This is a genomic window from Gluconobacter sp. P5H9_a, from assembly GCF_018812085.1.
GTDB lineage: Bacteria > Pseudomonadota > Alphaproteobacteria > Acetobacterales > Acetobacteraceae > Gluconobacter.
In genome coordinates this window covers 15,523-41,302 of the sequence record NZ_JACRVW010000010.1, presented here as the reverse complement: position 1 = coordinate 41,302, position 25,780 = coordinate 15,523, and the positions used below count along the sequence as shown (strand labels likewise).

21 protein-coding genes are annotated in these 25,780 nt (G+C 58.8%); 8 read left to right on the top strand and 13 right to left on the bottom strand.

What is annotated here, in order from left to right:
* Nucleotides 1-173 precede the first annotated feature (173 nt).
* Genes ileS through mutL form a run of 4 tightly spaced genes read left to right on the top strand, consistent with a single transcriptional unit; the run spans nucleotide 174 to nucleotide 6,060 of the window.
* Nucleotides 174-3,020, top strand: a complete 2,847-nt coding sequence (gene ileS / locus KP708_RS10605; RefSeq protein ID WP_215751070.1) for an isoleucine--tRNA ligase — start codon at nucleotides 174-176, stop codon at nucleotides 3,018-3,020.
* Nucleotides 3,020-3,532, top strand: a complete 513-nt coding sequence (lspA, locus tag KP708_RS10600; protein WP_080951423.1) for a signal peptidase II — start codon at nucleotides 3,020-3,022, stop codon at nucleotides 3,530-3,532. Before ileS ends, lspA begins: the two co-directional genes overlap by 1 nt.
* A gap of 50 nt (nucleotides 3,533-3,582) precedes the next feature.
* Complete coding sequence (locus KP708_RS10595) at nucleotides 3,583-4,158, top strand: DUF3035 domain-containing protein (protein WP_202208075.1); 576 nt, start codon at nucleotides 3,583-3,585, stop codon at nucleotides 4,156-4,158.
* A 39-nt stretch (nucleotides 4,159-4,197) separates the two neighbouring features.
* The gene (gene mutL / locus KP708_RS10590) at nucleotides 4,198-6,060 is read left to right on the top strand and encodes a DNA mismatch repair endonuclease MutL (RefSeq protein WP_215757180.1); all 1,863 of its coding nucleotides are present in this window, start codon (nucleotides 4,198-4,200) and stop codon (nucleotides 6,058-6,060) included.
* Here the strand turns inward: mutL and KP708_RS10585 are convergent.
* A complete protein-coding gene (locus tag KP708_RS10585) occupies nucleotides 6,053-6,226 on the bottom strand; it encodes a hypothetical protein (RefSeq protein ID WP_215751069.1) in 174 nt (57 codons plus the stop codon). The genes mutL and KP708_RS10585 overlap by 8 nt on opposite strands.
* Here KP708_RS10585 and dld point away from each other — a divergent pair.
* Nucleotides 6,225-7,940 (top strand): D-lactate dehydrogenase, encoded by a 1,716-nt coding sequence (gene dld / locus KP708_RS10580; RefSeq protein ID WP_215751068.1) that lies wholly within the window; start codon nucleotides 6,225-6,227, stop codon nucleotides 7,938-7,940. The genes KP708_RS10585 and dld overlap by 2 nt on opposite strands.
* A 19-nt stretch (nucleotides 7,941-7,959) precedes the next feature.
* Here the strand turns inward: dld and KP708_RS10575 are convergent, their stop codons facing one another.
* The 3 genes from KP708_RS10575 to KP708_RS10565 form a co-directional block, all read right to left on the bottom strand.
* A complete protein-coding gene (locus KP708_RS10575; RefSeq protein WP_046900260.1) occupies nucleotides 7,960-8,856 on the bottom strand; it encodes a DMT family transporter in 897 nt (298 codons plus the stop codon).
* A 2-nt stretch (nucleotides 8,857-8,858) separates the two neighbouring features.
* A complete protein-coding gene (gene parE / locus KP708_RS10570) occupies nucleotides 8,859-10,874 on the bottom strand; it encodes a DNA topoisomerase IV subunit B (RefSeq protein ID WP_215751067.1) in 2,016 nt (671 codons plus the stop codon).
* Nucleotides 10,875-10,955: 81 nt separating this feature from the next.
* Nucleotides 10,956-11,516, bottom strand: a complete 561-nt coding sequence (locus KP708_RS10565; RefSeq protein ID WP_249203008.1) for a hypothetical protein — start codon at nucleotides 11,514-11,516, stop codon at nucleotides 10,956-10,958.
* A 316-nt stretch (nucleotides 11,517-11,832) separates the two neighbouring features.
* On the opposite strand from KP708_RS10565, the gene KP708_RS10560 reads away from it, so the two are divergent.
* The gene (locus KP708_RS10560) at nucleotides 11,833-12,384 is read left to right on the top strand and encodes a hypothetical protein (RefSeq protein ID WP_046900929.1); all 552 of its coding nucleotides are present in this window, start codon (nucleotides 11,833-11,835) and stop codon (nucleotides 12,382-12,384) included.
* 140 nt (nucleotides 12,385-12,524) lie between these two features.
* Here KP708_RS10560 and KP708_RS10555 read toward each other — a convergent pair whose 3' ends face one another.
* The 9 genes from KP708_RS10555 to gltX form a co-directional block, all read right to left on the bottom strand.
* The gene (locus tag KP708_RS10555; protein ID WP_099213312.1) at nucleotides 12,525-13,673 is read right to left on the bottom strand and encodes an OmpA family protein; all 1,149 of its coding nucleotides are present in this window, start codon (nucleotides 13,671-13,673) and stop codon (nucleotides 12,525-12,527) included.
* 142 nt (nucleotides 13,674-13,815) lie between these two features.
* A complete protein-coding gene (locus KP708_RS10550) occupies nucleotides 13,816-14,157 on the bottom strand; it encodes a DUF1491 family protein (RefSeq protein ID WP_046900928.1) in 342 nt (113 codons plus the stop codon).
* Between the two features lie 26 nt (nucleotides 14,158-14,183).
* Nucleotides 14,184-15,872 (bottom strand): S41 family peptidase, encoded by a 1,689-nt coding sequence (locus KP708_RS10545; RefSeq protein ID WP_371822781.1) that lies wholly within the window; start codon nucleotides 15,870-15,872, stop codon nucleotides 14,184-14,186.
* Between the two features lie 169 nt (nucleotides 15,873-16,041).
* Nucleotides 16,042-18,747 carry a type I DNA topoisomerase gene (gene topA, locus KP708_RS10540; RefSeq protein WP_215751065.1) on the bottom strand — a complete coding sequence of 902 codons (2,706 nt, stop codon included), beginning with the start codon at nucleotides 18,745-18,747 and terminating at the stop codon, nucleotides 16,042-16,044.
* A 20-nt stretch (nucleotides 18,748-18,767) separates the two neighbouring features.
* The gene (gene dprA, locus KP708_RS10535; RefSeq protein ID WP_215751064.1) at nucleotides 18,768-19,955 is read right to left on the bottom strand and encodes a DNA-processing protein DprA; all 1,188 of its coding nucleotides are present in this window, start codon (nucleotides 19,953-19,955) and stop codon (nucleotides 18,768-18,770) included.
* Between the two features lie 41 nt (nucleotides 19,956-19,996).
* Complete coding sequence (gene plsY, locus KP708_RS10530; RefSeq protein ID WP_215751063.1) at nucleotides 19,997-20,626, bottom strand: glycerol-3-phosphate 1-O-acyltransferase PlsY; 630 nt, start codon at nucleotides 20,624-20,626, stop codon at nucleotides 19,997-19,999.
* On the bottom strand, nucleotides 20,623-21,897 hold the full coding sequence (locus KP708_RS10525) for a dihydroorotase family protein (protein ID WP_215751062.1): 1,275 nt from the start codon (nucleotides 21,895-21,897) through the stop codon (nucleotides 20,623-20,625). The genes plsY and KP708_RS10525 overlap by 4 nt, the downstream gene beginning before the upstream one ends.
* Nucleotides 21,894-22,835, bottom strand: a complete 942-nt coding sequence (locus KP708_RS10520) for an aspartate carbamoyltransferase catalytic subunit (protein ID WP_215751061.1) — start codon at nucleotides 22,833-22,835, stop codon at nucleotides 21,894-21,896. Before KP708_RS10520 ends, KP708_RS10525 begins: the two co-directional genes overlap by 4 nt.
* Nucleotides 22,828-24,231, bottom strand: coding sequence for a glutamate--tRNA ligase (gene gltX / locus KP708_RS10515; protein ID WP_215751060.1), 1,404 nt, complete (start codon nucleotides 24,229-24,231; stop codon nucleotides 22,828-22,830). The genes KP708_RS10520 and gltX overlap by 8 nt, the downstream gene beginning before the upstream one ends.
* A gap of 200 nt (nucleotides 24,232-24,431) precedes the next feature.
* Between gltX and KP708_RS10510 the strand changes: the two genes are divergently transcribed.
* The gene (locus KP708_RS10510) at nucleotides 24,432-25,019 is read left to right on the top strand and encodes a cupin (RefSeq protein ID WP_215751059.1); all 588 of its coding nucleotides are present in this window, start codon (nucleotides 24,432-24,434) and stop codon (nucleotides 25,017-25,019) included.
* Nucleotides 25,016-25,741, top strand: a complete 726-nt coding sequence (locus KP708_RS10505) for an NADPH-dependent F420 reductase (protein WP_080951422.1) — start codon at nucleotides 25,016-25,018, stop codon at nucleotides 25,739-25,741. Before KP708_RS10510 ends, KP708_RS10505 begins: the two co-directional genes overlap by 4 nt.
* Nucleotides 25,742-25,780: the final 39 nt, after the last annotated feature.

Here is a 25,780-nt window from a genome sequence, read left to right as displayed (position 1 = left end):
GCCACTGAAACAATCCATGACCAGACCTGTCATTCAATTGTCTTGAAGGCCCGAATAACAGCGTTTTTGGCAGAACATGACGCGGTTTACCCTTAGAAGACTTGACCACATCCCCGCCCAATCTCCATATGGTCCCCCTTATTTTGTGTGAATGACCAAAGTTGGCCCGTCCCATGTCCGACAAGTCCGATACGACCTTCAAAGAACAGCAGGATCGCTACCGCGATACTGTGTTCCTGCCGCGCACCGGCTTCCCCATGCGGGGTGGCCTGCCGAAGCGTGAGCCCGAGACGCTTGCCCGCTGGGCAGCCATGGATCTGGACGGGAAAATCCGTGAGGAAGGGAAGGGACGCCCGGTCTTCACGCTGCACGACGGTCCTCCGTATGCCAACGGGCACATTCATATTGGTCATGCGCTGAACAAGGTGATGAAAGACGTCATCAACCGTGCGCATCGCATGTCCGGTTTCGAAGTCCGCTATCAGCCGGGATGGGACTGTCATGGTCTGCCGATTGAATGGCGGATCGAGGAACAGTACCGCAAGGCTGGCAAGGACAAGGATCAGGTTCCCCTGCTTCAGTTCCGCGCGGAATGTCGCCAGTACGCCGCAGAGTGGGTGAGCAAGCAGGCGGAAGACTTTAAACGCATCGGTATTCAGGCCGAGTGGGCCAATCGTTACGTCACGATGGACTACAGCTCCGAAGCCAAGATCGTTGGAGAAATCGGCAAGTTCCTGCTGAATGGCGGTCTGTATCGGGGCCTGCGCCCTGTTATGTGGAGCCCCGTTGAGAAGACCGCGCTGGCCGAAGCCGAGATCGAATACCACGACGTTGATTCCACCACGATCTTCGTCGCCTTCCCGATCATCAAAGACCCGACGCCGGGTGACGCCCTTGATGGCGTCTCAGCCGTTATCTGGACCACCACGCCGTGGACCATTCCAGCCAACCGTGCGCTCGCTTATGGTCCGGACATCACCTACGTGGTTCTGCGTGCTGACGAGATCACGGAAGCCAGCGTTGTCCCCCAGGGCGCGCGCCTGCTGATCGCGGAAGATCGGGTTGAGGCCTTCTGCGCTGAAACCGGTATCAGCGCGCACCACATTCTTTACACGCTGCCCGGCAGCGCGCTGGAAGGCGCTATTGCCGCTCATCCGCTACGTGGTCGTGGTTATGAATATGACGTGCCGATGCTTCCGGGCGATTTCGTCACGACAGATGCTGGTACGGGCCTTGTTCACATGGCGCCGTCTCATGGTCAGGATGACTTTATCGTCTGCCGCCAATTCGGCATCGAAGTGCCGGAACTGGTGCAGGATGATGGTCGATATGCGTCATGGGTTCCGCATCTCGAAGGCATCCATGTTTTCAAAGCGGCTGACCCGGTCTGCGATCTGCTGACGGAAGCCCGTCAGTCCGCTGAACATGACGACGCACCAGCAACCGGTCTTATGGCGCGCAGCAAGATCCGTCATTCCTATCCGCATTCCTGGCGTTCCAAAGCCCCAATCATCTTCCGCGCCACACCTCAATGGTTCATCGCGATGGATGGGGAAACGAAGCTGCGTGAGAAGGCTCTCAAGGCGCTTGATCCTGTCACCTTCGTGCCTGAGGCTGCCCGTCGCCGCCTGACATCCATGGTCGAGCAGCGTCCGGACTGGTGCATCTCCCGTCAGCGCGCCTGGGGCGTGCCGATTGCCGTCTTCGTTGAGAAGCGAAGCGGTGAAGTTCTGCGTGATGCAGACGTCATGGACCGGATCGTCAAGGCTTTCCACGAAAAGGGTGCGGACGTCTGGTACGACACAGACCCGGCTGTTTTCCTGGGTCCCAACCGTGACCCGGCGGATTACGAACAGGTCTTCGATATTGTGGACGTGTGGTTTGAATCCGGCTCCACGCATCAGTTCGTTCTGGGGCAGGAAGGCCTGAATTTCCCGGCAGACGTCTATCTGGAAGGCTCTGATCAGCATCGCGGCTGGTTCCAGTCATCCTTGCTGGAAAGCGTCGGCACACGTGGCGTCGCCCCCTACAAAGCCCTTGTGACGAACGGCTTCGTGCTGGACGAGCAGGGCCGCAAGATGTCCAAGTCGCTTGGGAACGTCATTGCCCCGGCAGACGTCACGGACTCACTAGGCGCCGATATTCTGCGCCTGTGGGTGCTGAACTCTGACACGAACGAAGATCTGCGCATCGGCAACGAGATCCTGAAGCAGCAAGGCGAACTGTACCGTCGTCTGCGCAATACGCTGCGCTGGCTGCTGGGTGCGCTCGATGGTTTCACGGAAGAAGAGGCCGTTCCTTACGCTGAAATGCCACCGCTGGAGCAGTACATTCTGCATCGCCTCTCGGAACTGCGCGGTCTGATCAGTACGGCCGTAGAGACGCATCAGTGGGTGGGTGTCTATCCGGCCCTGCATGGTTTCTGCACGACGGATCTGTCCGCGTTCTATTTCGATATCCGTAAGGACGCGATCTACTGCGACGCTCCTTCTGATCTGACGCGCCGCGCCTCCCGCACGGTTCTGGATGCTCTGCACCGTGCGCTCTGCACCTGGCTGGCACCCGTGTTGGTCTTCACAGCAGAAGAAGCCTGGAGTGCCCGGTTTGGCGAAGAGAGCAGCATCCATCTGGAGCAGTTCTTTGAGCCTGAGGCCGCGTGGAACAACCCGGAACTGGGCGCCAACTGGGACGAGATCCGCGCCTACCGCCGTCTTGTCACGACCGAGTTGGAAACAGCCCGTCGTGACGGCGTCATTGGCGCCTCTCTGGAAGCCAGTGTAACGCTTCCGATCTCACAGGAAGAAGCAGCGTCTCTTACCAGAATTGACTGGGCAGAACTGCTCATCACGTCCCACGCGGAGATTGAGCTTCTGCCCGGCGAAACTGCTCATGGCGGTCCGCAGGTCGAGCGTGCGCCGGGTCATAAATGCGCCCGTTGCTGGAAGGTCCGGCCGGACGTTGGTGAAAGCGCCGAACATCCGGCTCTGTGCCGTCGCTGCCTCAGTGTGGTGAGTGCCTGATGTCCCTTTGGCAGGAAGGTATGAGCCGTATGGGGCGGCTGGTTCTCGGGCTCGCCCTGCTAGTTCTGGTCCTCGTTCTGGATCAGGCCAGCAAGGACTGGATTCTTTACGGCTATAATTTGCCGGAGAAAGGGTCTGTCCAGATCCTCCCATTCCTGAACTTCACCATGGTCTGGAACCATGCTGTGACGTTTGGAATGTTTGGTGGTCTGGGCAGTAAAGGGCCTCTGGTCTTCTGCACGGTCTCGCTGCTGGCTGTCTGCCTGCTGGTCTGGACCATGACAAAAACGCGCCGGACACTGGTCGCCGGGGCCTGCGGGGCCATCGCGGGTGGTGCCATCGGTAACGTCATTGACCGCCTGCGGTATGGTGCCGTTGTGGACTTTCTGCATGCCCACGCTTTCGGTTGGTCATGGTATGTCTTTAACATTGCCGATGCCGGTATTGTGTGCGGGGTGGCGGTCTGGCTGATTGACTCCCTTCTTGCTGAACGTAACAGCCAGCCGCAGTGAGCAAGGGGAGCTTGCCCCCACGCTGTGCGGACTGTAGGACTATACCCATCATGATTGCGTCCCAGGGTCCCTCAATGCGCCGTAACCGTCTTCCAGTTGCCCGTCTCAGCGTACAGATGGGTGCAATTGCTTCATTCGGCCTGATGCTGTCTGGTTGCTCAGGCAGCGATCTGGAGCGGGCCTTCGGCATGGAACGCTACATGCCGGACGAATATACCGTCACGACGCGTGCCCCGCTGTCCATGCCGCCTTCAGAGAAGATGCAGCTTCCCGGCGCTGCCGATGCGCACCGGCCGGACGAGAGCCCGCGGATGCAGGCTCTTGAAACGCTGTCTCCGGATGCAGCGCTGCACCCCTTTGGCGGCGAAAACAGCAGCGGCCAGTCCGCGCTGGTTGGTCAGGTGGACAAGGCTTCTGGTGCTCCCAACAATGCCGAGCTCGGTGCTGCCGATGCAGGCTTCGTTGACAACCTGATGTTCTGGAAGGGCGGCCAGGCTGGCTCCGTGGTCGACGGGGACGCTGAAAACCGCCGTATTCGTGAGAACTCGGCTCTGGGTCGTAACCCGGCAACAGGTGCCACCCCGACCGTCAAGAAAAAGAGCGGCCACTTTCTGGGCGTGCTGTAAACGGCACTCTCCCGGCCTTCAGGATTGTGAGTCACCGTCCTGTCTGAAAAACCTTCCCTTGTACGCCCGATCATCCGTCGGCTGTCAGGTCATGTTGTTGATCTGATCGCGGCGGGTGAGGTTATTGAACGGCCGGCTGCGGCTCTGAAAGAGCTTGTCGAGAACGCGATTGATGCTGGCGCCACGCGTCTTGTGGTCGCCCTTCGCGCTGGCGGTACAGATCGTATCGATGTCACGGACAATGGTTGCGGCATGACGCCGGAAGAGCTGGACATGGCGGTCCAGCGCCATTGCACTTCCAAATTGCAGGACGAACGTCTCGTTCAGATCCGCACGCTGGGTTTCCGTGGAGAAGCCCTGCCATCCATTGGGGCAAGCGCACGCCTGTCCATTACATCCCGAACAGCCGAATCTGACACGGCCTGGTGCATTCGTGTCGATGGAGGCGTCATTACGCCGCCGCACCCATCTTCCGGTCCGGTGGGTACGCGCATTGTGGTTACGGATCTGTTCTTTGCCACACCAGCGCGACGCAAGTTTCTCAAAAGCCCGCGCGTGGAAAATAGCCACGCCGAATCGGTCATGCGCCGTCTGGCTCTGAGCGCGCCACATTGCGCCATGCGCGTCATATTGGACGATAAGGTCCTGTTTGACCTGCCGGAACAAAGCCCCATCGCCCGGACGGCAACGGTTCTGGAGACAACGCCAGACACGCTGATCCCGCTTGATGAGCAGCGCGGCCATATACGCCTCTCCGGCTTTGCATGCGGCCCTGCCAAAACCAAGGCTACCGGTTCGGGCCAGTTCATCATGGTCAATCACCGCCCGGTTACAGATCCCATGCTGCGGACAGCCATCCGTGTGGCGTATCGTCCCGTCATTGAACGGGGGCGTTTTCCGGTGATGGCTCTTCATCTCAAGGTGCCTCTGGAGCGACTGGATGTGAACGTACATCCTGCCAAGACAGAACTGCGTTTTGCGGATGAAGCTGAAGTCCGGGCACTCGTCATTGGCGGTTTKGGTCGGGCCCTCGGCCATGGGTCCAGCGGTGGAGGCGGAATCCACGCCAGCTTTGGGTCACGTCCATCGCGTCCCTCAATTTCCTACCCGTCGCGGCCAGACGTTCCTGTTGAACTGCCCTCTTTCAATGAGTTCCGGGCAGAACCAGCAGCATCGTTGCCCTTAAGTGTGCCAAAGGCAGCGCCATTCGCTCCCGATCGATCGGGCTTTGCTGAACAGGAAGCCGGTTTTGCGCCAACTGCGCGTGCGCCCCAACCTGTCCCAGAGCATCTTGACGCCTCTTTTCCGCTCGGCGCTTCGGTAGCTCAGGTCTTTGATACATACATTATTGCCGTTGCCCCTGATGGGGATTTGGTTCTCGTGGATCAGCATGCGGCTCATGAACGTCTGACTCATGAGCGCCTGAGAGAGCAGTATGCCAGCGGGACTCTACGGTCTCAGGCGCTCCTTCTGCCTGAAGTCGTGGATCTGCCACGGCGGGATGCTGAGGCTCTACTGGCACGGTCTGAAGATCTGTCCAGATTGGGGATAGACCTCGAATCCTTTGGTGCAGGGAGCGTGCTGCTCCGATCAGTCCCCGCCCTTCTCGGCACAAAGGACGTTCAGGGCCTTCTGCGGGATGTGGCGGATGAACTCGCCAATGATCCGGATCTGGATGCTGGCAATACGGATAGTTTTTCCAATCGTCTGGATGCCATTCTGGCCCGGATGGCCTGTCATGGAAGCATTCGCGCGGGCCGACGCCTGAAACCGGAAGAAATGGATGCTCTTTTGCGGGAAATGGAGCGTACTCCGCGCGCCAATACCTGTTCGCACGGCCGTCCAACCTGGTTAAAATTGACGCGTAGCGAGATCGAGCGTCTTTTCGGGCGTATTAAATAGTCGCCCGATTGTGATCCCATTGCTTGATCTGAGGCATGGACGGCGTGCCCTTGCGGGTGTGTCTGTAAGCCTGTCGCTGAACAGGCGTAATTTTGGAACCATGGAGTCCGCTGGCTGCGCTTTGAAGGTAGCAACGCCAGAAACGTTGAAGGAAGAATACAGACATGCCGGCCAGCTCCAGCGGGAACACGGTTTTCCTTGATGCCCTTCGTTCGGTCGTTGGCCGCCGTCATGTTCTGACCAAGCCCAACGCGACTTATCGCTTCCGTAAAGGATATCGGTTTGGGCTCGGCGATGTGCTGGCCGTTCTGCAGCCGGGAAACCTTGTTGAACTGTGGAAAGCTGCCAAGCTCTGTGCTGAAAGCGGCAAGATTATCATCATGCAGGCCGCTAACACCGGCTTGACCGGTGGCTCTACACCGGACGGCAACGATTATGACCGCGAGATCGTCATCATCAGCACGAACCGGCTGGATGGCATCCACCTGATCGGTGAGGGGCGTCAGGTTGTTTGTCTTCCTGGCTCGACCCTGCATGATCTGGAAGAAAAGCTCGCCAAGATTGGCCGCGAGCCCCACTCGGTTATTGGCTCATCCTGTATCGGTGCCTCCGTTCTTGGCGGTGTGAGTAACAATTCCGGCGGCGCGCTGGTCCAGCGCGGTCCGGCTTTTACGGAAATGGCCCTGTTTGGTCAGATGGGGGCAGATGGGAAACTGCATCTCGTCAACCATCTAGGGATCCGCCTCGAAGGTGATCCAGAGCAGATTCTCTCTGCCGTTCAGACTGGGCAGCTTCCTGATAGTGCCATCGACTGGAACGCAGGCCGCGGCCATGACGCGGGTTATGCCCAGCATGTGCGGGACGTGGATGCTGAAACGCCTGCACGCTTTAATGCGGACCCCAACCGCTGGCATGAAGCCGCCGGATGCGCTGGAAAGCTGGTTGTGTTCGCCGTGCGCCTCGACACCTTCAAGGCCAATAAGAATCCAGCAGTATTCTACATCGGGACCAACAGCACGCAGGATCTGGAAGACCTGCGTCGCCATATCCTCACAAGCTTCGATGAGTTGCCAATCGCTGGGGAATATATCCACCGCGACGCGTTCAATATTGCCGAGGTCTACGGCAAGGATACGACGGCCATCATTCGCTACATGGGTACACGGTTCCTGCCCACGTTCTTCGGTCTGAAATCCCGGTTTGATATTGCCGTACAGCGCATCCCGGGCATTTCAGGCCACCTGAGTGACCTCCTTCTTCAGGCGTTCAGTAAGGTCATTCCCAAACAGCTCCCGGCACGCATGTGTGATTTCCGGGATCGTTTCGAGCATCATCTCATGCTCAAGGTGTCAGCGGAGCTCGCAGCGCCCGTCAAAGCGTATCTTGAAGACTGGTACTCAAAAACGTCTGGCGATTTCTTTGCCTGCACCCCGGAAGAAGGCAAGCTGGCCTTCCTTCATCGCTTTGCCGCAGCCGGAGCGGCCATCCGTTACCGTGCCGTTCATTCAAAGACGGCAGAAGATATTGTTGCTCTTGATGTGGCGCTGCGGCGCAATGACCGGGAGTGGTTTGAAACTTTGCCGAAAGAGATTGAAGACAAGATTATCGTCAAACTCTACTACGGCCACTTCTTCTGCCACGTGATGCATCAGGATTACGTGGTGAAAAAGGGCTACAACGCCATGGCCGTGGAGCACTCCATGCTGCCAGGTTTGGAGGCCCGGGGCGCCCGTTATCCTGCCGAGCATAACGTCGGTCATCTTTACGATGCGCCGGAAGAGATGATCGAACACTATCGCAGTCTGGACCCATGTAACTGCTTTAACCCGGGTATTGGCAAAGCCACCAAACGCCGGAACTGGGTCGCTGAAAGCGTCTGATTATCCTTTGCCCGGATGGTTAGTGCAGAGTGGCTTTCCGGGCTGTAAGAACGTTGCCGAGAGACGCAACAACGATACACAAAACGCCTGCCCATCGTGTGATCGACAGCGCTTCGCCCAGAAAGATCCAGCCTGAAACGGCGCCGAGCATGGGCTCCATGCTCAGCAGAATTCCAAGGTCTTTCGGCCGAAGTCGACGCATGGCCATCATGTCGAGGATATAAGGCACGGCCGAGGAAAGAACGGCCACGCTGAGGGCCGCTCCACCTTGCCACGGATGCGTGATGACGGTGGGAATTGTGGGAATCAGGCAGGGGAGAAGAAAAATCCCCGCCGTTGCCATACCCAGTGTTGTCGCTTGCCCCGCATCTAGGATCTTCCCCATGCGTGTGCCTGTGAGGATGTACACGATCCACCCGCAGCCACTCAGGAGTGCTGCACAGACTCCGAATATATCCAGAGCATGGGCAGATCCGGCAACGGCTGCCGTCTCTGGGCGCAGCAGCAGATACAGTCCGGAAATCACAAAAAGTACCCAGCACAGGTCGAGCCAGCGACGTGACCCAGCAAGTGCGAGCGTCAGCGGACCCGTGAATTCAAGTGCAACTACGATCCCCAGTGGCAGGCGAACCAGCGCCACATAGAAGCAGAAGTTCATGACCGCAACAGACGCGCCATAAGGCAGCAGCAGCTTCAGGGCCGCTGGTGTCAGGGTCATGCGAGTCGGGCGCCAGATGGCCAGCAGAATGAGTGCGGCCATACAGACACGCAGCCCCACCATCCCGGTTGGACCAAAGAGCGGAAAAAGCCCCTTCGCCAGAGTGGCGCCGATCTGGAAGGAGGATATCCCCCCGATCAGTAGCCCTACCGCCTTAAGTTGTCCGTATTTTTCAACAGGCTGCACACCAGTGGTCACGTTCAGACGTCAAGATCTTCGACGGAACGGGCGTGCTCCTGAATGAAGCGGAATCGGAGTTCCGGCTTGCGTCCCATGAGGCTTTCCACGCGTTCGCTTGTCAGCGCGCGATCTTCAGGAAGAGCGACCACTCGCAGAAGCGTCCGGCGTGCAGGGTCCATCGTCGTCTGCTTGAGATCCTTCACAGGCATCTCGCCCAGACCCTTGAATCGGGACACCTCAACCTTCGCATTGGACTTGAAGTCCGCCTTGATGCGCTTGTCACGGTCCTGATCGTTCATCGCATAGACCGTCTTTGCCCCATGCGTCAGGCGATATAGCGGCGGCTGAGCCAGATGCAGATGCCCATGACGGATCAGTTCCGGCATTTCGCGATAGAAGAACGTCATCAGAAGGGAGGCAATATGCGCACCGTCGACGTCCGCGTCTGTCATGATGATGACGCGGCCGTAGCGAAGGCGGCTGATGTCGAAAGACGACCCCAGACCGCAGCCAAGAGCTTCCGTCAGGTCACGGAGTTCCTGATTCCCGCGGAGCTTGTCGGCGGTGGCGGAGGCGACGTTCAGAATCTTACCACGCAGTGGCAGAACCGCCTGCGTTTCCCGGTCACGCGCTTGGCGCGCAGAGCCACCGGCCGATTCGCCCTCGACCAGAAACAGTTCGGTCTCGGAGGCGTTCTCGCGGGTGCAGTCTGTCAGCTTGCCGGGAAGACGCAGTTTGCGCGTCGCACTTTTCCGCGCTGTTTCCTTGACTTCACGACGGCGCAAACGCTCTTCAGCGCGCTCCACCATGAATGCCAGAAGGTTATCGGCCTGCTGCGGATTCCCACCGAGCCAATGGTCGATTCGGTCACGCAGGGCGCCTTCTACAAGACGCGAGGCTTCCTGATTGGTCAGTTTGTCCTTGGTCTGGCCCTGAAACTGCGGGTCACGAATAAAGACAGAAAGCTTGGCCGCAACGGCGCCAAGAACATCTTCAGCCGTAATCGCTGCTGCGCGTTTGACCTTGCGCTGGTCCCCCCAGGAACGGAAACCCTTGACCAGAGCGGCCCGGAAGCCCGCTTCATGCGTGCCGCCCTGCGGCGTGGGAATCGTGTTGCAGTAGGAGGTGAGTGTGGATGTGCCAGCTTCCAGAAACGCGACAGCCCATTCCACTTTGCCACCTGTCCGGCCGTCGGCTGCCAGAGGAAGCTCGGCTTCTCCGGCCCAAAGGGGCGTCAACAGATCAGGGTTGGGACCGAGTTCTGCCGTCAGGGCATCTTCCAGACCGTTCGGAAACTGGATCGTGGCTTCGACTGGTGTTTCGTCGTCAGCCTTGATCAGCTCCGGATCACATTTCCACTGAATGATGACGCCACGGAACAGAGCGGCCTTGGAGCAGCAGAGCCGGTACAGGCGGGATGCGGAGAAATGAAGATTCCCGAAGATTTCCGGATCAGGCGAAAATCGGACCGTGGTGCCTCGGCGATTGGGAGCCTTGCCGACTTCGGCCAAAGGGCCAAGCGGCACACCACGGGAGAAATCCTGCCGATAAAGTACCCGGTCCCGGGCGACTTCCACTTCAAGCTTGTCGGAGAGCGCGTTGACAACCGAACTGCCGACACCATGCAGGCCGCCAGACGTATCATACGCCTTGCCAGAGAATTTTCCGCCCGCATGAAGCGTCGTGAAGATCACTTCCAGCGCGGATTTATCCGGGAATTTGGGATGAGGGTCCGTTGGAATGCCGCGACCGTTATCGCGCACCATAAGTGTCCGTGGGCCTTCCAGTCGCATTTCGATGCTACTGGCATGGCCGGCTACGGCTTCATCCATGGCGTTATCGAGAATTTCGGAGGCAAGGTGATGATAGGCGTTATCATCCGTGCCACCGATATACATTCCAGGGCGACGACGAACAGGCTCCAGTCCTTCAAGGACCTCGATATCCTGTGCGCCATAATCCGTGTTGACGGCGCCTTTGCGGCCGCCAGTCGCCTTGGTATTTCCTGCTTTGCCTGACTCGAACAGATCGCTCATGTCTGCGTTGTCGCCGTCCCAGTCCGGAACGTCAAGAGAACGCTTCCGGATGGAACAGAACGACTGACTTTCGGCAGCAGATCAGGCGCGGTGCGTGCGACGCGTCGTGGTGCTTTTGGTTGTGCCATGGCGCGGGCGACGGTCAACCGTGGCAGGTGCTGCACAGCTCTCATAGGACGCAGGCTGGGCGACATCTTTGGCTTCGGCGTAGTGAGCCAGATCAGATCCTGTTTCCAGTGCATCAATCTCATCGAACATGGCTGTGCGCTGTTCACAGAAGACCGTGCCGGACTTCAGGCCACCAAGGGACTGCACATCAGCCAGCTGCGTGATGTAATCATCGTGAGCTGCCTGAGCGCGGCGGCCGTATGTGGTGCGGAAATAGCCATCAAGGCGCTTTTCCGCGTCCAGAAGGGACGGGCGGAACTTGGCAACGAACGCGTTGTAGCGATCCTGCGACTTGCAGGAGAGAGCCGTTACCATCAGTTCGGACTTCAGGCCCGCGACGTCAAAAGCTTCATGAGCTGGGGAGTTGCCGCACTCAGCTGCGAAAGCTGGCGTGGCATGAGCGGCGAACAGTGTTGTGCACGCCAGGCCAGCACCAGCCAGACGGACGAAGGAACGACGGAAAAACGAAGGCATCGACAAACTCCACAAGGCCGGGACTGATGGCCGGAAACAGACAGACAGCATAATCCGGGCTTGCGGCCCGCGGAAAGATGAATCCGCATGTGAGAAACGTGCGGCAAGCTCTTTACCTGCAACATAATTTCGTGGCGGAAAATGGGCGTTCGCGTTCTCAATTGTAATTTATCACGCCGACCGCAGAAAAAGCCCTGAAAGTGCGCATAAGGGAGACGGACAGGCTTTCACCCCGCCTCGTCCTGTTCTACATGCGAACGTCTATCTTGTCGCGGGAAGCGCGGCATTAAGTCTGTCACGAGCGTTGGAGTTGACCGTGCGCCTGCGAGGTTCCGTCATTACCCTGGGATCGGCCTTTGCCTTTTCCCTGCTTCTTTCCGGCTGCGCACAGCAGGCGATCGTTCAACGCTCTGTGACGCCGAACCCCTTCGGCTACCAGAAGGTTTCTGCAGTCTGCCACGTCTCGCCGGTCACAACCGCCGCTGATGGCACGATGAACGTGGACATGACCGTTCGCAGTGACGATGGCCTCTGCGCGATCTCCGTGCAGAAGTCCTTCGGCAGCAGCTATTCCTCCTTCGGTGTGAATCCTGCGCCGTCACATGGCAAGGCTTTCCTCTACAACTACGATGGCCACACCTACGTGAACTATACCCCTGCAACGGCTTATGCTGGTGCAGACACGTTCACGGCGGAGCTGATCCCAGGTGGTGGCAAGAAGCGCGAACACCTCGTTGTACACATCACTGTGGACGCGACCGGCGTTGTTGTTGCCAAGCCTGCTGTTACGGCACCGACGCCGAAGGCTGCTACAACCACCACGAAAAAGAAGACAGCTACGCGTCAGACGACACGTCGCAAGCACTGAAGCTCTTCAGCTTCGTGACGAAAAAGGCGGGGTTTATCCCCGCTTTTTTTGTATCATTTTTACCGGATCAGACATGAAAAAAGCCGGCGCCCAGTCAAGGGCGCCGGCTTTCAAGGCCGTTTAAAACGTAAGGCTAAACCTTACTTGAAATCGATTTCAACGCGGCGGTTCTGAGGCTCACGAGCATTCGGGCCTGTCGGGACGAGGGGGTGAGCCTCGCCAAAGCCCTGCGTGGAAATTAGGCCAGCTGCCACACCGTCACGGATCAGCTCAGCCTTCACACTTTCGGCGCGACGGTTGGAGAGGCCGAGATTGTAAGCCTGACCGCGTGCCCCTGGCTGGGCAGCGGACGTGTCCGTATATCCGCTGACTTCAATATGCGTGACCTGGGTCGAAGTGGAGTTCTTGGCAGCTTCAGCCACCACAGACTTCGCACGTTCGCTCAGAGCCGCCGAATCCCAGTCAAAGAAGACGAGATACGTGCGTGTCGGGGCTGGCGCGGGCGCAGCGATCACTGCTGGAGCCGGTGGTGCAGGCGGCGGAGCCGGGTTGAACTCGTAACGCAGGCCTAGGAGCAGCGAGTGATTGAAGTTCGTGCGGGTATCGCGGTTGCCCGTGGAAGAGCCATAAGCCTGTTTCTGGTCCCAGCCGCCGTAAACGCCTGTTGCCGTAGCGTGATGACCGTTAGGCCCAAGCAGGGAGTAGAAACGGTATTCTGTCGTGGCGGAGAGACCAACCACCCAGGGAACAGGGAAGGACAGACCGAAGATGCCCTGATAGGCGAAGTTTCCTGCCGTACCGGTGACGTGCTGGTCGAATGCACCGCTGGGTGCATGAACATAGGTGTTCATGGACTGCCAGCCGTAGCCTACACCTGCGCCGAAATACGGATAAACCCAGGACTGCCCGATATCCATGTCAAATAGGGCATTTGCCATCACGCCGTAGCTCTGCTGGCGACCACCGACAGAAGACGGGAACAGGCTGCTCTTGAACTGCTGGAGACGATTGTTGCGGTAATTTCCCTCAACCTCGACCCGGAACCCGTTTCCGAGGCCCCAGCCAACGCTGCCGAGTCCCGTGACGCCTGCCTGATAGTGGTCACGGCCGCTCGGGAAGACAGGAGAAAGACGGACTGTCTGATCCTGGTTGAAGCTCGCGCCGCCAGACCCGGAAACGTACAGTCCCCTGACCGGCTGCGCCTCTGCGGCCCCCATGACCAGCATCGAAACGCCTGCAGTGAGCCCGGCCCGGGCAAGCCAGGTCCTGAAAACGGATCGCTGCATCATGTCATTTCTCTCCAACCAACCCAATTTGAAAGTCTTCTTGCCGAAACTACAGGCGATGGCAACGCGCCGAACCCTTTAATGGGTGATGCGAAAGTTTCACAATGGGCATGTTCGTCGCCCAGTGTGTCCTCCCTCCCACAGTTCAGTGCATCACGTCCAGATCTGCGCGACGCGAACCAAGTGTTCGTTCCAGCGGCGTGGCTACATTCCGGACTTCCAGTTCAATGACCCAGAGGTCCGGATCATAACGACGCTGGCGTTCCAGATAGTCTTCCAGTCCGGCAGCACCTTCAACGTCTGCCCGAATCCAGTCCGAACCATTTTCACGGAGGAGGGCGACATTGTCGTCGCGGTCCCTGAGAACGATCAGGACGGCTCCGGCATCCTCATCACCTTTTTTCAGGACCATGGCGGACGTGCCGTCGGAAGAAATCCGTCGCATCACGGCGCGCACCCAGAGACCTGTTTTTAAACGTGCACCCATGAAAGTTCCGTCCATATCCTGAAAAGTTAGTGCAGAGGTGCGGTATTTTCGTCAGGGACAGCTTCAAGCGCTGCCCTGTAGGCCGAAGCAGAAGACAGCATGAATCTTGCCGTGTCCATGTCTGCGTCTGTCCCAATCGCTGCCGGGCAATGACGTCGAATGTCCAGAATTCGGGCAACAGGAACGGGGTAGCGCGCTGCTCGAGCCATCTGAACGGCTCCTGCCTGCGGGGCATTCCCGTTTTTCAGAGCGTCAAGCTGGGCATGCAGGTCATCGCTCCCCCGGGAGGTGCAAACCTGAGGCATGACGCCCAGACCTTGAATGGGCCAGCCCAGCGGGGCCTGATTGCGGCTCCATGTCACGAACAGTTCGCCGCCATTGGGCATCTGGCCAATCACCTGAACCAGACCCTTGCCCAAGGTCTCGCTGCCAATGACGACGGCGCGGCGATGATCGGCCAAGGCTGCGGCAAGAATTTCCGCTGCGCTTGCTGTGCGACCATCCACGAGGATGACAATCGGCGCTCCACTTGTCATGTCGCCGCCTTGAACGGCCCAGATGTGATTGGCCTGAGGATCGCGGCCATGCGTCGTGACTGCTACGCCATGATCAAGGAACAGGGCGGCAGCCGTAACAGCCTGTTGAAGAACGCCGCCACGATCCCCGCGCAGATCAATGATAATCCCCGCAGGGCGCTTTGCTTTGCCTGCTGCCTGCGTGGCACCAGAGCCATCAGGTGTGTCATCTTCCACCACCTGATCGAGATACTGGCTGATTTCCTCAGCCGTCTGGGTCGAAAAGGAAGTGATTTTCAGAAGCGTGTATGTATCCACCGTAGCCGCGAAAACGGTTTCAGGCGGAACCTGCGCTCTCATGATCTTCAAGGTTGCCGGACGTTTTCCCTTGGACGCGAGAGCCAGAGAAACCGCCGTACGTTCGTTGCCTTCCAGCCAGCTCTGCACAGTGTCCGGAGACTGACCGTGGGTCGACTTTCCGTTCACCGAGATCAGGCGCTGCCCCATGTCCACCCCAGCCTCCCAGGCGGGCCCGTTGGCATTCACAGCCGTCACGACGATCGAATGGCCTTGCTGCCCCAGTGTTAGGCCCACCGTACCGCTCTGACCCGTGCGTCGTGTCCGGTCCGCGACAGCCGGCGTTGGTCCCAGATATCGCGAATAGGGGTCCATGTGGTTGAACAGCTCATCAAAGAAACCCTGAAGCAGCGCATCATCGCCTGCCTCCCGGATTGTGGATGAATGAGTCCAGGCAGAGTCCATGGCGGCAGTTACAAGATCTGCCCATCCGGTGCGGTTGTTGTCGGCGGGAAGGGAGCGCTTGAAGAACAGCTTCTGACCGCGCGTCAGCGTCACGGTTTCAGGTGTGTGCTGACCATCGTGGTCCTCGGCAGGGTTCGTTGTCACGATAATCGTAGGATCAATCGCCGTCAGACCGTCCAGCCCCCAGATGCAGAATTCGCGGGGGGGGTGAGCGTCCAGGGTCCGAGGGGCCAGAAACCCGAGAGCTGCCACGAGAACATCCCTCGTTACCCCGGCAGAGAAAGCCGGTGCAGCCTCAGGAGCAGTAGGTGTGCTTGCTGGCGGCGTGCCTTGGGCCAGAACTGGCCGGACGGGTGCCCCCAGCGCCAGCGTGACAAGGCTGAGGATAAAAACCGGGCGGCACGCCGTCTCGCGAATATGCGACAGAAACAGGATCATGGGACGTGCGGCATGGCGCAAAGAGGGGTCCTTGAGGAGAGGCGGAAAGAAGGAAGTTGTTACCCCATCCATCTTTTGACCACGCCACAAACTTCGGCCCCGGTAAAGACACACCAATGACATTGTTGGAGGGTGTGCAAGTGAGTCACACCCCCTCAAGAGTAACGGTTCAGGCGTCTGAGGAAGGGTCTGCCGCCGTTTTCCGCTTTTTCGTTGCAGACCCGGCTGTTTTCCGCGCCGTCGAAGTTTTTGTTGTGGCGCGGGTCGTCTTTTTCTTCGGAGCTTCTTCGGCAGAAGTTGCATCCACATCTGAAGTTTTTTTGCTTTTTGCCGTTTTGGCTGGAGCCTTCTTAGCAGTCGTCTTCTTGGCTCCACCCTTCAGAGGCTTACCTTTCTCCGCCAGAAGCGCCACGGCCGCATCGAGCGTGATGTCGTTCATGTCCTGATCTTTGGGGAGATTGGCGATCAACTGGCCATGCTGCGCATACGGACCAAAACGACCCTTGCGGATCATGACCGGCTCACCGTCCTTGGGATGTGCTCCCAGGTTGCGGATGGAGGCGAGCTTCTTCGCCAGGCTGTCGACTGCCCGGTTCAGCCCAACCGTCAGGACGTCATCGTCCTTGTCCAGCGTGCCGTAGATCGCACCCATCTTCACATAGGGCCCAAACCGTCCAAGGCCAGCTTCGATCTTTTCCCCTGTTTCCGGATGTATCCCAACCAGGCGGGGTAGGGACAGAAGTCCCAGAGCCTGCTCCATGGTCATGGTGTTGCCGTCCAGCCCCGTGGGAATGGTTGTACGCTTGGGCTTGGCCTTCTTGTCTTCCGGGTTGGGTTCTCCCTGCTGGACATACAGTCCATAGGGCCCACGACGGATGGTGATGTCCTTACCGGTGTCCGGATGCTGGCCCAGAACCTTGATACCGTCCTTGAGGCCCTCATCCGCACCGTCATCAGCGACCAGACGTCGCGTAAATTGGCAGGTCGGATAGTTGGAGCAACCGATGAAGGCGCCAAACTTGCCAAGACGCAGCCCCAGACGGCCTGTGCCGCAGGATGTGCAGACCCGAGGATCAGTACCGTCGTCCTTGGGCGGGAAGAAGTGATCGCCCAGATCTTCATCCAGAGCGTCAATGACGTCCGAGATTTTCAGATCTTTTGTCTGATCTACGGCTGCCGAGAAGTCATGCCAGAAGGCTGCCATGACATCGTGCCAGTCAGCCCGCCCACCGGAAATGTCATCCAACTGTTCTTCAAGAGACGCTGTGAAGCCGGTATCGACGTAACGCTCGAAAAAGGACGTTAGGAATGCTGTGACAAGGCGCCCTCGGTCTTCCGGCAGGAAGCGCTTTGCTTCCAGTCGAACGTAGTTACGGTCCCGCAGAACGCCTAGAACAGAGGCATATGTGGAAGGACGACCGATGCCGATCTCTTCCATTTTCTTGACCAGAGACGCTTCGGAGTAGCGCGGCGGCGGCTGGGTGAAGTGCTGTTCAGCATCAACAGCCGTCGTCGCGACGCGGTCCCCTTCCTTCATGGCAGGAAGCAGCTTGCCGTCGTCGTCTTCCGCCTTCGAATCGTCCTTGCCTTCGATGTAAAGCTTCAGGAAGCCATCGAAGGCAATCGTCGAACCCGTTGCCCGGAGCAGTGTTTGTCCGCTGGCATCCGCCAGGGTGACTGCAACCTGATCAAGCTCGGCAGATTGCATCTGTGACGCAACGGCGCGCTTCCAGACCAGTTCATACAGCCGCCGCTGTTCAGGAGACAGCGCATGAGCGACCTGTTGAGGTGTGCGGAACACATCCGTAGGGCGCACGGCTTCATGCGCTTCCTGCGCGTTCTTGGCTTTGGTCGAATAGGCACGCGGATAATCCGGCACGTACTCGTCCCCAAACGCCTTGCTGATATGTCCGCGAATCGCGCCGATTGCCTCTTTGGCCATCGTGACGCCATCGGTTCGCATGTAGGTGATCAGACCGATCGTCTCACCACCAAGATCTACGCCCTCATAAAGCTGCTGGGCCGTGCGCATCGTTGTCTGCGCGCTCATGCCAAGCTTGCGGGAGGCTTCCTGCTGAAGCGTAGAGGTCGTGAATGGCGGCGGTGGGTTGCGCTTTGTCCGTTTGCGCTCGACAGAGCGAACGGTGAACTGACCTGCCTGTACGATGTCACGAGCCTCAAAGGCCAGCTGTTCGTTATTGAGATCGAACTGGTCGAGTTTGTCGCCACGCAGATGGGTGAGGCGCGCCTGAAAAGCGGCTTTCGCCGGAGTATTGAACCCGCCAGTAACGGTCCAGTATTCCTTCGGCTTGAAAACCTCGATCTCGGCTTCACGCTCGCAAATGAGGCGGAGCGCCACGGACTGCACGCGGCCGGCACTCTTGCTGCCCGGCAGCTTACGCCAAAGCACTGGCGACAGCGTAAAGCCCACCAGATAGTCCAGCGCACGACGGGCCAGATAAGCGTCAATCAGGGGCTGATCCAGCTCACGTGGGCCAGCCATCGCAGCAGTGACGGCAGATTTCGTAATTTCGTTGAAGGTGACGCGATGAACGTCGATTCCCTTCAGGAGCTTCTTTTCTTCAAGGACACTGCGCACATGCCACGAGATTGCTTCACCTTCGCGATCCGGGTCAGTGGCCAGATAGAGGTTCTTTGCTCCCTTGAGAGCCTTGGCAATGGCCGCAATCTGTTTGGCGCCCCGGTCGTCCGTTTGCCAACTCATAGCAAAGTTCTCGTCCGGGCGTACGCTCCCGTCCTTGGGCGGCAGATCCCGCACATGGCCGAAGGAAGCAAGAACGGTAAACCCGCTTCCCAGATACTTGTTGATCGTCTTGGCCTTTGATGGGCTCTCGACTACCACAACGTCTGTCATTGCCACTCCGGTCTTCCGCGTCACTTCCTGTTCGGCTGTAACGCCACGCGCCCGCCGGGCACGAACTCCACGACACCCCCAAGCTCAAGCTCAGTCAGTGTCGACAGTACTGCCGAAACGGAGAACTGGCAGCGGCGCATCACCTCGTCAACTGTTACCGGTGTCATGGAGAGAAGCGGAAGCACCTCAGACAGTACAAGATCGGGGTCTTCCCAGTGATCCTCCGCACTCACATTCCATGCTGTGTAAGGTTCTGAAAAGCCTTGCAAAATACCAGGTTGGTGCGGCTGCTTTACCCATGGAGGTGAAAGGGGAGCCGGGAGCTTGGAAGGGAGGCAAGAAAGAATATCCTGCACATTTTCCGTGAGCGTCGCTCCGCGTCGTAAAAGCTCATTGCCGCCGCGAGACCGGGGATCGAGTGGCGAGCCCGGAACAGCATAGACTTCTCTGTCGTATGAGATCGCCAGACTGGCCGTAATCAGCGTTCCGGAATGCAGTGCGGCTTCCACAACAACGCATCCGAGAGAGATCCCGGCAATTAGCCGATTGCGGCGAGGAAAGTGCCGTGCCTGGGGAACGGTACCCAATGGCGCCTCTGTCACCAGGCACCCGCGTTCGGCAATACTGGCCTGCAACTTTGCATTTTCTGGCGGATACACGTGATCCAGCCCTCCAGCGACAGCCGCCGCCGTCAGGCCGGGATAAAGGGCTGCCTCATGAGCCGCCGAATCGATCCCACGGGCCAGACCTGAAACAACGCAGATTTTCGAGTCCGTCAGCTCGGCAGAGAGGCTCTCGGCCATGCGAATGCCCGCAGCAGAAGCATTGCGTGCTCCCACAATGCCGACAGAGCGCAGAGAGAGTTTAGCCGGATCTCCCTGAACAAAGAGCACAGGTGGAGCGTCTTTGATGAAGGACAGCATCAGGGGATAATTGGCGTCCCCCCGGATCAAAACATTTCCGCCCATTTTCCGGAGGGTTTCAACTTCATCGGCCATCTGGTTAGCCGATGGAATAACCGGAAAATCCAGACGACCAGCCTGACGCATCCGTTCAGGAAGTGCGGAAAGAGCAGCAGTCGGGCTGCCATATTGGCAAAGCAGCCTGGAAAAATTGATCGGACCCACGCCCGGCGTGCGAGCAAGACGCATCGCGTCGAGTCGCTCTTGATTAGACAACCGGAACGGTGGAGCAGAAAACGTCGTCATGTTCTCGCTCCTATCCGAATTTCATTAACGGTTGCTTAAAATCAGGATGATTTTGTCTTGGCGTTCACTCGAGGTTCGTTGCCCGTCAGCAGACGGACTATATTGCTATAGTGTCGCACCCAAATCAGGAGGGCGATGAGAAAAGTCGCGACAGGAATGGGAGAACTAGCACCCCGGCCCAGCACGACAACCATCAAAATCGGCGCGACAAGAAATGCTGAAAGCGCTCCAGCTGACGAAATCCGGCTTATCCGCGCTACGGCGAGCCAGACCACGCAGCACGCCACACCAACAGGCCAGCACAAAACCCAGATTGTCCCGAGTCCCGTGGCAACACCCTTGCCGCCCCTGAATCCCAGCCAAACGGGGAAACAGTGTCCGACCACCACCGAGACTGCCGCTACGGCCATGGCGAGTGACGGCGGGCCACCACCGAACCGAAGCGCCAGAAAGACGGCCAGCGCCCCTTTAAGGGCATCCAGAAGAAGGGTAGCCGCAGCCAAGCCCTTACGACCGGTGCGTAAAACGTTCGTGGCGCCGATATTGCCAGAGCCGATCTGGCGAATGTCCCCGCCGCCGCTGAGGGCGGTCAAAATCAATCCGAACGGAATACTGCCTAAGACATACGCGACTGCAGCAACCAGCAGCAGGTTGGGATGAGACAGCGTCATGCCAAGCCCTCAGCCGTGAAGACCTCACGGCCTCGTCGGAAGGTCCGCAGGACCTGTCCTGTCAGCTTCTGACCATCAAACGGCGTATTCTGAGCCCGGCCCGGTAGTTCGCCAGCCGTCACTTCCCAAACGGCATCAGGGTCGAACAGGCAGAGATCGGCATCCTGACCAATTGCCAGTGTTCCAGCCGAAATGCCCAGAAGAGCGGCAGGAGCACAGGTGACAAGACGCAGGGCATCCATCAGAGGTAGTCCTGCGCCCAGCGTAACACCCAGGAGCGTGACAAGACCTGTCCCACCTGCACGCGCCTGCGCGAACGGAAGACGTTTGTCATCCGCATCTGCCGGGGCGTGATCAGATGCCACGGCGTCAATCGTACCATCAGCAAGGGCCGCACAAACCGCTGCCCTGTCTGATTCCGCACGGAGCGGTGGGGAGAACTTCGCGTAGGTACGGAAGTCCCCAATGTCTTCTTCCGTCATGGCGAAATAAGGGGGCGCTGTGTCACATGTTACTTTGACGCCACGTGTTTTAGCTGTTCGGATCAGATCCAGCCCTTCGGCCGTAGAGACGTGCGCGAAATGCAGTCTCGCCCCAGTCATCTCGGCCAAACGAAGATCGCGGGCAATCATGATCGCCTCAGCAGCGGCAGGAACCTGCGGCAGGCCTAGCCGGACCGCCAGCGCACTGGCGGTCGCGCAGGCGCCTTTTGCCAGCGAAGGTTCTTCCGGGTGCTGCACAACCAGCGCGTCAAGAAAGCGCGAATAGGACAGCAGATTGCGCATCTGCTTGGCGTCTGTGATAGCACGCGTGCCATCGGTGAAGGCAACAGCTCCTGCATCCTGCAACAAGCCCAGCTCAGCCATGTCTCCACCCTCACAGCCGCGCGTCAGCGCGCCATAAGGGTGAATGGAGACCATACCCGTCTCTTCGCCGCGCACCTTCAGAAGATGCACCAGAGCCGGATTATCGATCGCTGGAGAGGTGTTGGGCAGAACGGCCATGGTGGTAATCCCACCCGCTACGGCAGCCCGTGCGCCTGACTTCACACTTTCTCGGTATTCGAAGCCCGGTTCACCCAAGGCAACACGCATATCCACAAGCCCAGGGCACAGAACTGCACCCTGACCATCAATCACGCGCGCGCCTTCTGGCGTCTCGGGGCTGTCGATAGCGGCGATGTGGCCGTCTTCAACCGTCAGGCGTCCGATGCCATCTCGGTCAGATGCTGGATCGACCAAACGGACATTTTCAAAAACAGTAATCGTCATGAGGGCACCCGTGCGCGTGACAGGCGATCAAGAACGGCCATACGCACCGCCACACCCATTTCCACCTGTTCAGCAATCACGCTCTGGTCCGAATCTGCTACATCAGAGGCAATCTCGACACCTCGGTTCATGGGGCCAGGATGCATGACCAGCGCACCCGGGTTAGCCAGTGCCAGACGGCGGCTATCCAGACCGAAAAAGCGGAAATACTCGCGCGAACTTGGTACGAGACCGGCGCCCATTCGCTCTTTCTGAAGCCGCAGGGACATGACGACGTCTGCGCCCTTCAGGGCCTCGTCCATATCCGAATACAGCGTGACGTTCCCAAGCTCTGCCATGGCGGACGGTAGAAGCGTTGGCGGTCCAACCAGGCGGATCGTATTTCCCATTGCGGTCAGAAGATGGATATTGGATCGCGCTACCCGGCTGTGACCCACATCTCCGCAGATCGCAATAATCAGACCTTCCAGCCGCCCGAAATGGCGCCGAATGGTCAGAGCATCCAATAAAGCCTGAGTTGGATGTTCATGCGTGCCATCGCCAGCATTCACCACGCTGGCTTCGACCTTCTGTGACAGCAGGGCCGGTGCGCCGGACTGTCCATGACGCACGACCAGAAGATCGCAGCGCATGGCATTCAGCGTGGACGCCGTATCCAGCAGCGTCTCGCCCTTGTTTACCGAACTGGTCGCGACCGTCATGTTGATGACGTCTGCCCCCAGGCGTTTGCCTGCCAGCTCAAAACTGGTGCGGGTACGGGTGCTGTCCTCAAAGAACAGATTGATGACTGTCCGGCCCCGCAATGCATCACGTGGTGCGGAACGGGAACGGCTCAGGAGTGCATAGCTCTCCGCCAGATCGAGGAACGGAGCAATTTGCCCCGCTGTTAGCCCCTCGATTCCCAGCAGATGCCGGGGGACGGATGGCCGCTCAGGCACTGAGAACACTCGCAATGCGGGCCAGAACCTCGTCACGGCCAAGAGCGGCCAGCGTCAGGTCAATGCCGGGAGATGTCGTGGACCCTGTCATGGCTGCCCGGAGCGGCTGAGCTACGGACCCAAGCTTCAGTTCGTTCTTCTCGGCATAGGCGCGGAGGACACCATCGATGGCTTCCGCTGTGAAATCCGGCAGAGCTGCCAGATCATGCCCGACGCCTTCCAGAACCTTGCGACCGTTCTCGTCCAGCAGCTTCTCAGCCTTGGGCGTGAAGGTCAGAGGCAGCGTGAAACCTGCGAAGGCAGCGTTATCCGTCAGCTCGACCAGCGTCTTGGCGCGTTCCTTGAGGCCGGACATCATGGCCAGAACACGGCCGCGCGTCCGGTCATCAGCAACAACGCCTTCACGGCCTTGCAGACGCTCCAGAACATCGTTGGTCAGGCGCTCATCGTCAGCCTGACGCATCCAGACACCATTGAGATGTGCCAGCTTCACATAATCCATACGGGACGGGGAACGACCGACGCCATCCAGATCGAACAGCTTGATCTGCTCTTCACGGGACAGAACCTCAGCATCACCATGGCCCCAGCCCAGACGGAGCAGGTAGTTGCACAGGGCTTCCGGCAGATAGCCTTCCTCGCGGAAGTCCACGACGGACTGCGCGCCGTGACGCTTGGACAGCTTGGCGCCATCCGGGCCATGAATGAGCGGCAGGTGAGCGAAGTGCGGCAGATCCCAGCCCATTGCGCGGTAGATCATGGCCTGACGGAAGGTGTTCGTCAGATGGTCATCACCGCGCATGACATGGGTGATCTCCATGTCATGGTCATCACAGACCACGGCGTGCAGGTAGGTCGGCGTACCGTCGGAACGCAGGATGATCAGGTCGTCCATTTCCACGTTCGCAACGCGGACTTCGCCCTGTACCAGATCCTTGATGACGGTCTCGCCTTCACGTGGTGCCTTCAGGCGAATCACATAAGGCGCACCTTCCGGCGCTTCGGACGGATCACGGTCACGCCAGGTGCCGTCGTAACGGGGCGGACGCTTCTCGGCCATGGCCTTCTCGCGCATGGCCGTCAGTTCTTCTGGCGTGCAATAGCACTTGTAGGCTTCGCCTTTGGCCAGAAGCTCAAGAGCGACTTCCGTATGGCGGTCTTGACGGGCTGACTGGAAAACGGGCTCGGCATCGGCCGTGATTCCCATCCAGGCAAGGCCGTCAAAGATGACGTCCACGGCACGTTGGGTGGAACGTTCCTTGTCAGTGTCCTCAATCCGCAACAGGAATTCGCCACCGTGATGGCGTGCGAAGAGGAAATTGAACAGAGCAGCCCTGGCATTACCAACATGCAGCAGGCCCGTAGGGGAGGGTGCAAAGCGCGTACGGATGGTCATGCGGCTCTCATATCATGGTCGTGCGGCACGGACCATCCGCATCATTCGACCTCGGATTGTGTCACTCTTTTGCAAGGCGTTGCCTTTGAGTGTCACAACGCCGTTACATGAAGAAAAACCCGGTTTTTCAAGCGTGTGTGATTTCCTGCACCAAGGACGCGTTCCCTATCCTGACTCCAGTATTTCCACTGGGGGTGATCATGGACAGGCGAGATTTCAACGCCATGCTGACGGGGGTCGGGCTGACTCTGGGGAGTGGCCGCATCGGGAAGGCCGCTGCGTCTTCCGCACGCGTTGAGACCTTCATGCTCCGTTCAAACGGATGGGTGCCCAACAACGAGCGTCTGCCCGTCATTCTCTATCGGAACGTGCTTGAGAGCGGCGTGGGCCGTGAAGACGCCTATGAGCAACTGTTCGGTCAGAACGGTTGGCCTGCGAGATGGCGGAACGGGGTTTATTCCTTCCATCACTATCACAGTCTGGGCCATGAGGTTCTGGGGTTCTCTAACGGTTCCGCCAGATTGATTCTTGGTGGCCCTGAAGGGCGGGAAGTCGAGGTGCGCGGTGGCGATGTTGCACTGCTCCCGGCAGGAACCGGTCACTGTAACGTCGGTTCCACAGACGATTTCACAGTCATCGGGGCTTATCCGCCGAGCCAGTCTTTCGACATTCTGCGGAGCGCGCCATCTGCGGAGCAACTGGCTCGGATCAATGCGCTGACTTTCCCTTCGATTGATCCCGTCCAGGGTAAGGGCGGTTCTCTGTCCCGAGAATGGCACCCTTCATGAAGAATTTTCCTCTCCGCAGACGCCCTTTCCTGGCCGCTGTTGCCGGACTGGCTGCCGTTGGCAGCGCAGCAATGGCCGACTCGAAGCGTGAACTCCCAAGAATCGGTATTATTGGTTCCGGGCAGGTTGGCAGAACGTTGGCAGCCCTCTGGGTACAGGCAGGTTACTGTGTCATGCTTTCCGCCCGTAATATTGCGGACGCCCAAGCTCTGGCGCAGACGCTCGGGCCTTTGGCGTCTGCTGGCACACCGCTTCAGGCTGCTGCTTTCGGCAAAGTCGTGGTGCTTGCCGTGCCCTATGGCGCGATACCTGCTCTCGGGCGCGATCTGAACCGGACATTGACCGACAAGGTCATAATTGACCCTGCCAATCCCTATGTGGGTCGCGACGGATGGATTGCTGATGTTGCTCTCAGAGATGGCGCAGGCATCACCACACAGCGATATTTTCCCTCTGCGCATGTCGTACGGGTTTTCAATTCCATCGACATGACCAGCCTGCGTGCCGAAGCACACCGGCCAGACCCACGTCTCGCCGTACCAATCGCGGGCGATGACACGGCGGCGGTGCTCAAGGTCAAGGATCTGGTTGAGGCCGCCGGTTTCGACCCTGTCGTGACGGGAGGGCTCGCCAGCGCTCGGCTCTTCCAGCCAGGAAGCGCGGGTTTCGAGCTGGAACGGGACGCTGCGGGTCTCAGAAGCGCGCTGCACCTTCATAACTGACGGACACAGGAATTACGGCAGAGCGTGATGGACTAAAAT

Excerpts from the sequence above, each read along its gene's own strand:
- ileS (WP_215751070.1), top strand. The coding sequence starts at position 174 with ATGTCCGACAAGTCCGATACGACCTTCAAAGAACAGCAGGATCGCTAC.
- lspA (WP_080951423.1), top strand. The coding sequence starts at position 3,020 with ATGTCCCTTTGGCAGGAAGGTATGAGCCGTATGGGGCGGCTGGTTCTC.
- KP708_RS10595 (WP_202208075.1), top strand. The coding sequence starts at position 3,583 with ATGATTGCGTCCCAGGGTCCCTCAATGCGCCGTAACCGTCTTCCAGTT.
- dld (WP_215751068.1), top strand. The coding sequence starts at position 6,225 with ATGCCGGCCAGCTCCAGCGGGAACACGGTTTTCCTTGATGCCCTTCGT.
- KP708_RS10585 (WP_215751069.1), bottom strand. The coding sequence starts at position 6,226 with ATGTCTGTATTCTTCCTTCAACGTTTCTGGCGTTGCTACCTTCAAAGC.
- parE (WP_215751067.1), bottom strand. The coding sequence starts at position 10,874 with ATGAGCGATCTGTTCGAGTCAGGCAAAGCAGGAAATACCAAGGCGACT.
- KP708_RS10565 (WP_249203008.1), bottom strand. The coding sequence starts at position 11,516 with ATGCCTTCGTTTTTCCGTCGTTCCTTCGTCCGTCTGGCTGGTGCTGGC.
- KP708_RS10555 (WP_099213312.1), bottom strand. The coding sequence starts at position 13,673 with ATGATGCAGCGATCCGTTTTCAGGACCTGGCTTGCCCGGGCCGGGCTC.
- KP708_RS10550 (WP_046900928.1), bottom strand. The coding sequence starts at position 14,157 with ATGGGTGCACGTTTAAAAACAGGTCTCTGGGTGCGCGCCGTGATGCGA.
- KP708_RS10545 (WP_371822781.1), bottom strand. The coding sequence starts at position 15,872 with ATGATCCTGTTTCTGTCGCATATTCGCGAGACGGCGTGCCGCCCGGTT.
- topA (WP_215751065.1), bottom strand. The coding sequence starts at position 18,747 with ATGACAGACGTTGTGGTAGTCGAGAGCCCATCAAAGGCCAAGACGATC.
- dprA (WP_215751064.1), bottom strand. The coding sequence starts at position 19,955 with ATGACGACGTTTTCTGCTCCACCGTTCCGGTTGTCTAATCAAGAGCGA.
- plsY (WP_215751063.1), bottom strand. The coding sequence starts at position 20,626 with ATGACGCTGTCTCATCCCAACCTGCTGCTGGTTGCTGCAGTCGCGTAT.
- KP708_RS10525 (WP_215751062.1), bottom strand. The coding sequence starts at position 21,897 with ATGACGATTACTGTTTTTGAAAATGTCCGTTTGGTCGATCCAGCATCT.
- gltX (WP_215751060.1), bottom strand. The coding sequence starts at position 24,231 with ATGACCATCCGTACGCGCTTTGCACCCTCCCCTACGGGCCTGCTGCAT.
- KP708_RS10510 (WP_215751059.1), top strand. The coding sequence starts at position 24,432 with ATGGACAGGCGAGATTTCAACGCCATGCTGACGGGGGTCGGGCTGACT.
- KP708_RS10505 (WP_080951422.1), top strand. The coding sequence starts at position 25,016 with ATGAAGAATTTTCCTCTCCGCAGACGCCCTTTCCTGGCCGCTGTTGCC.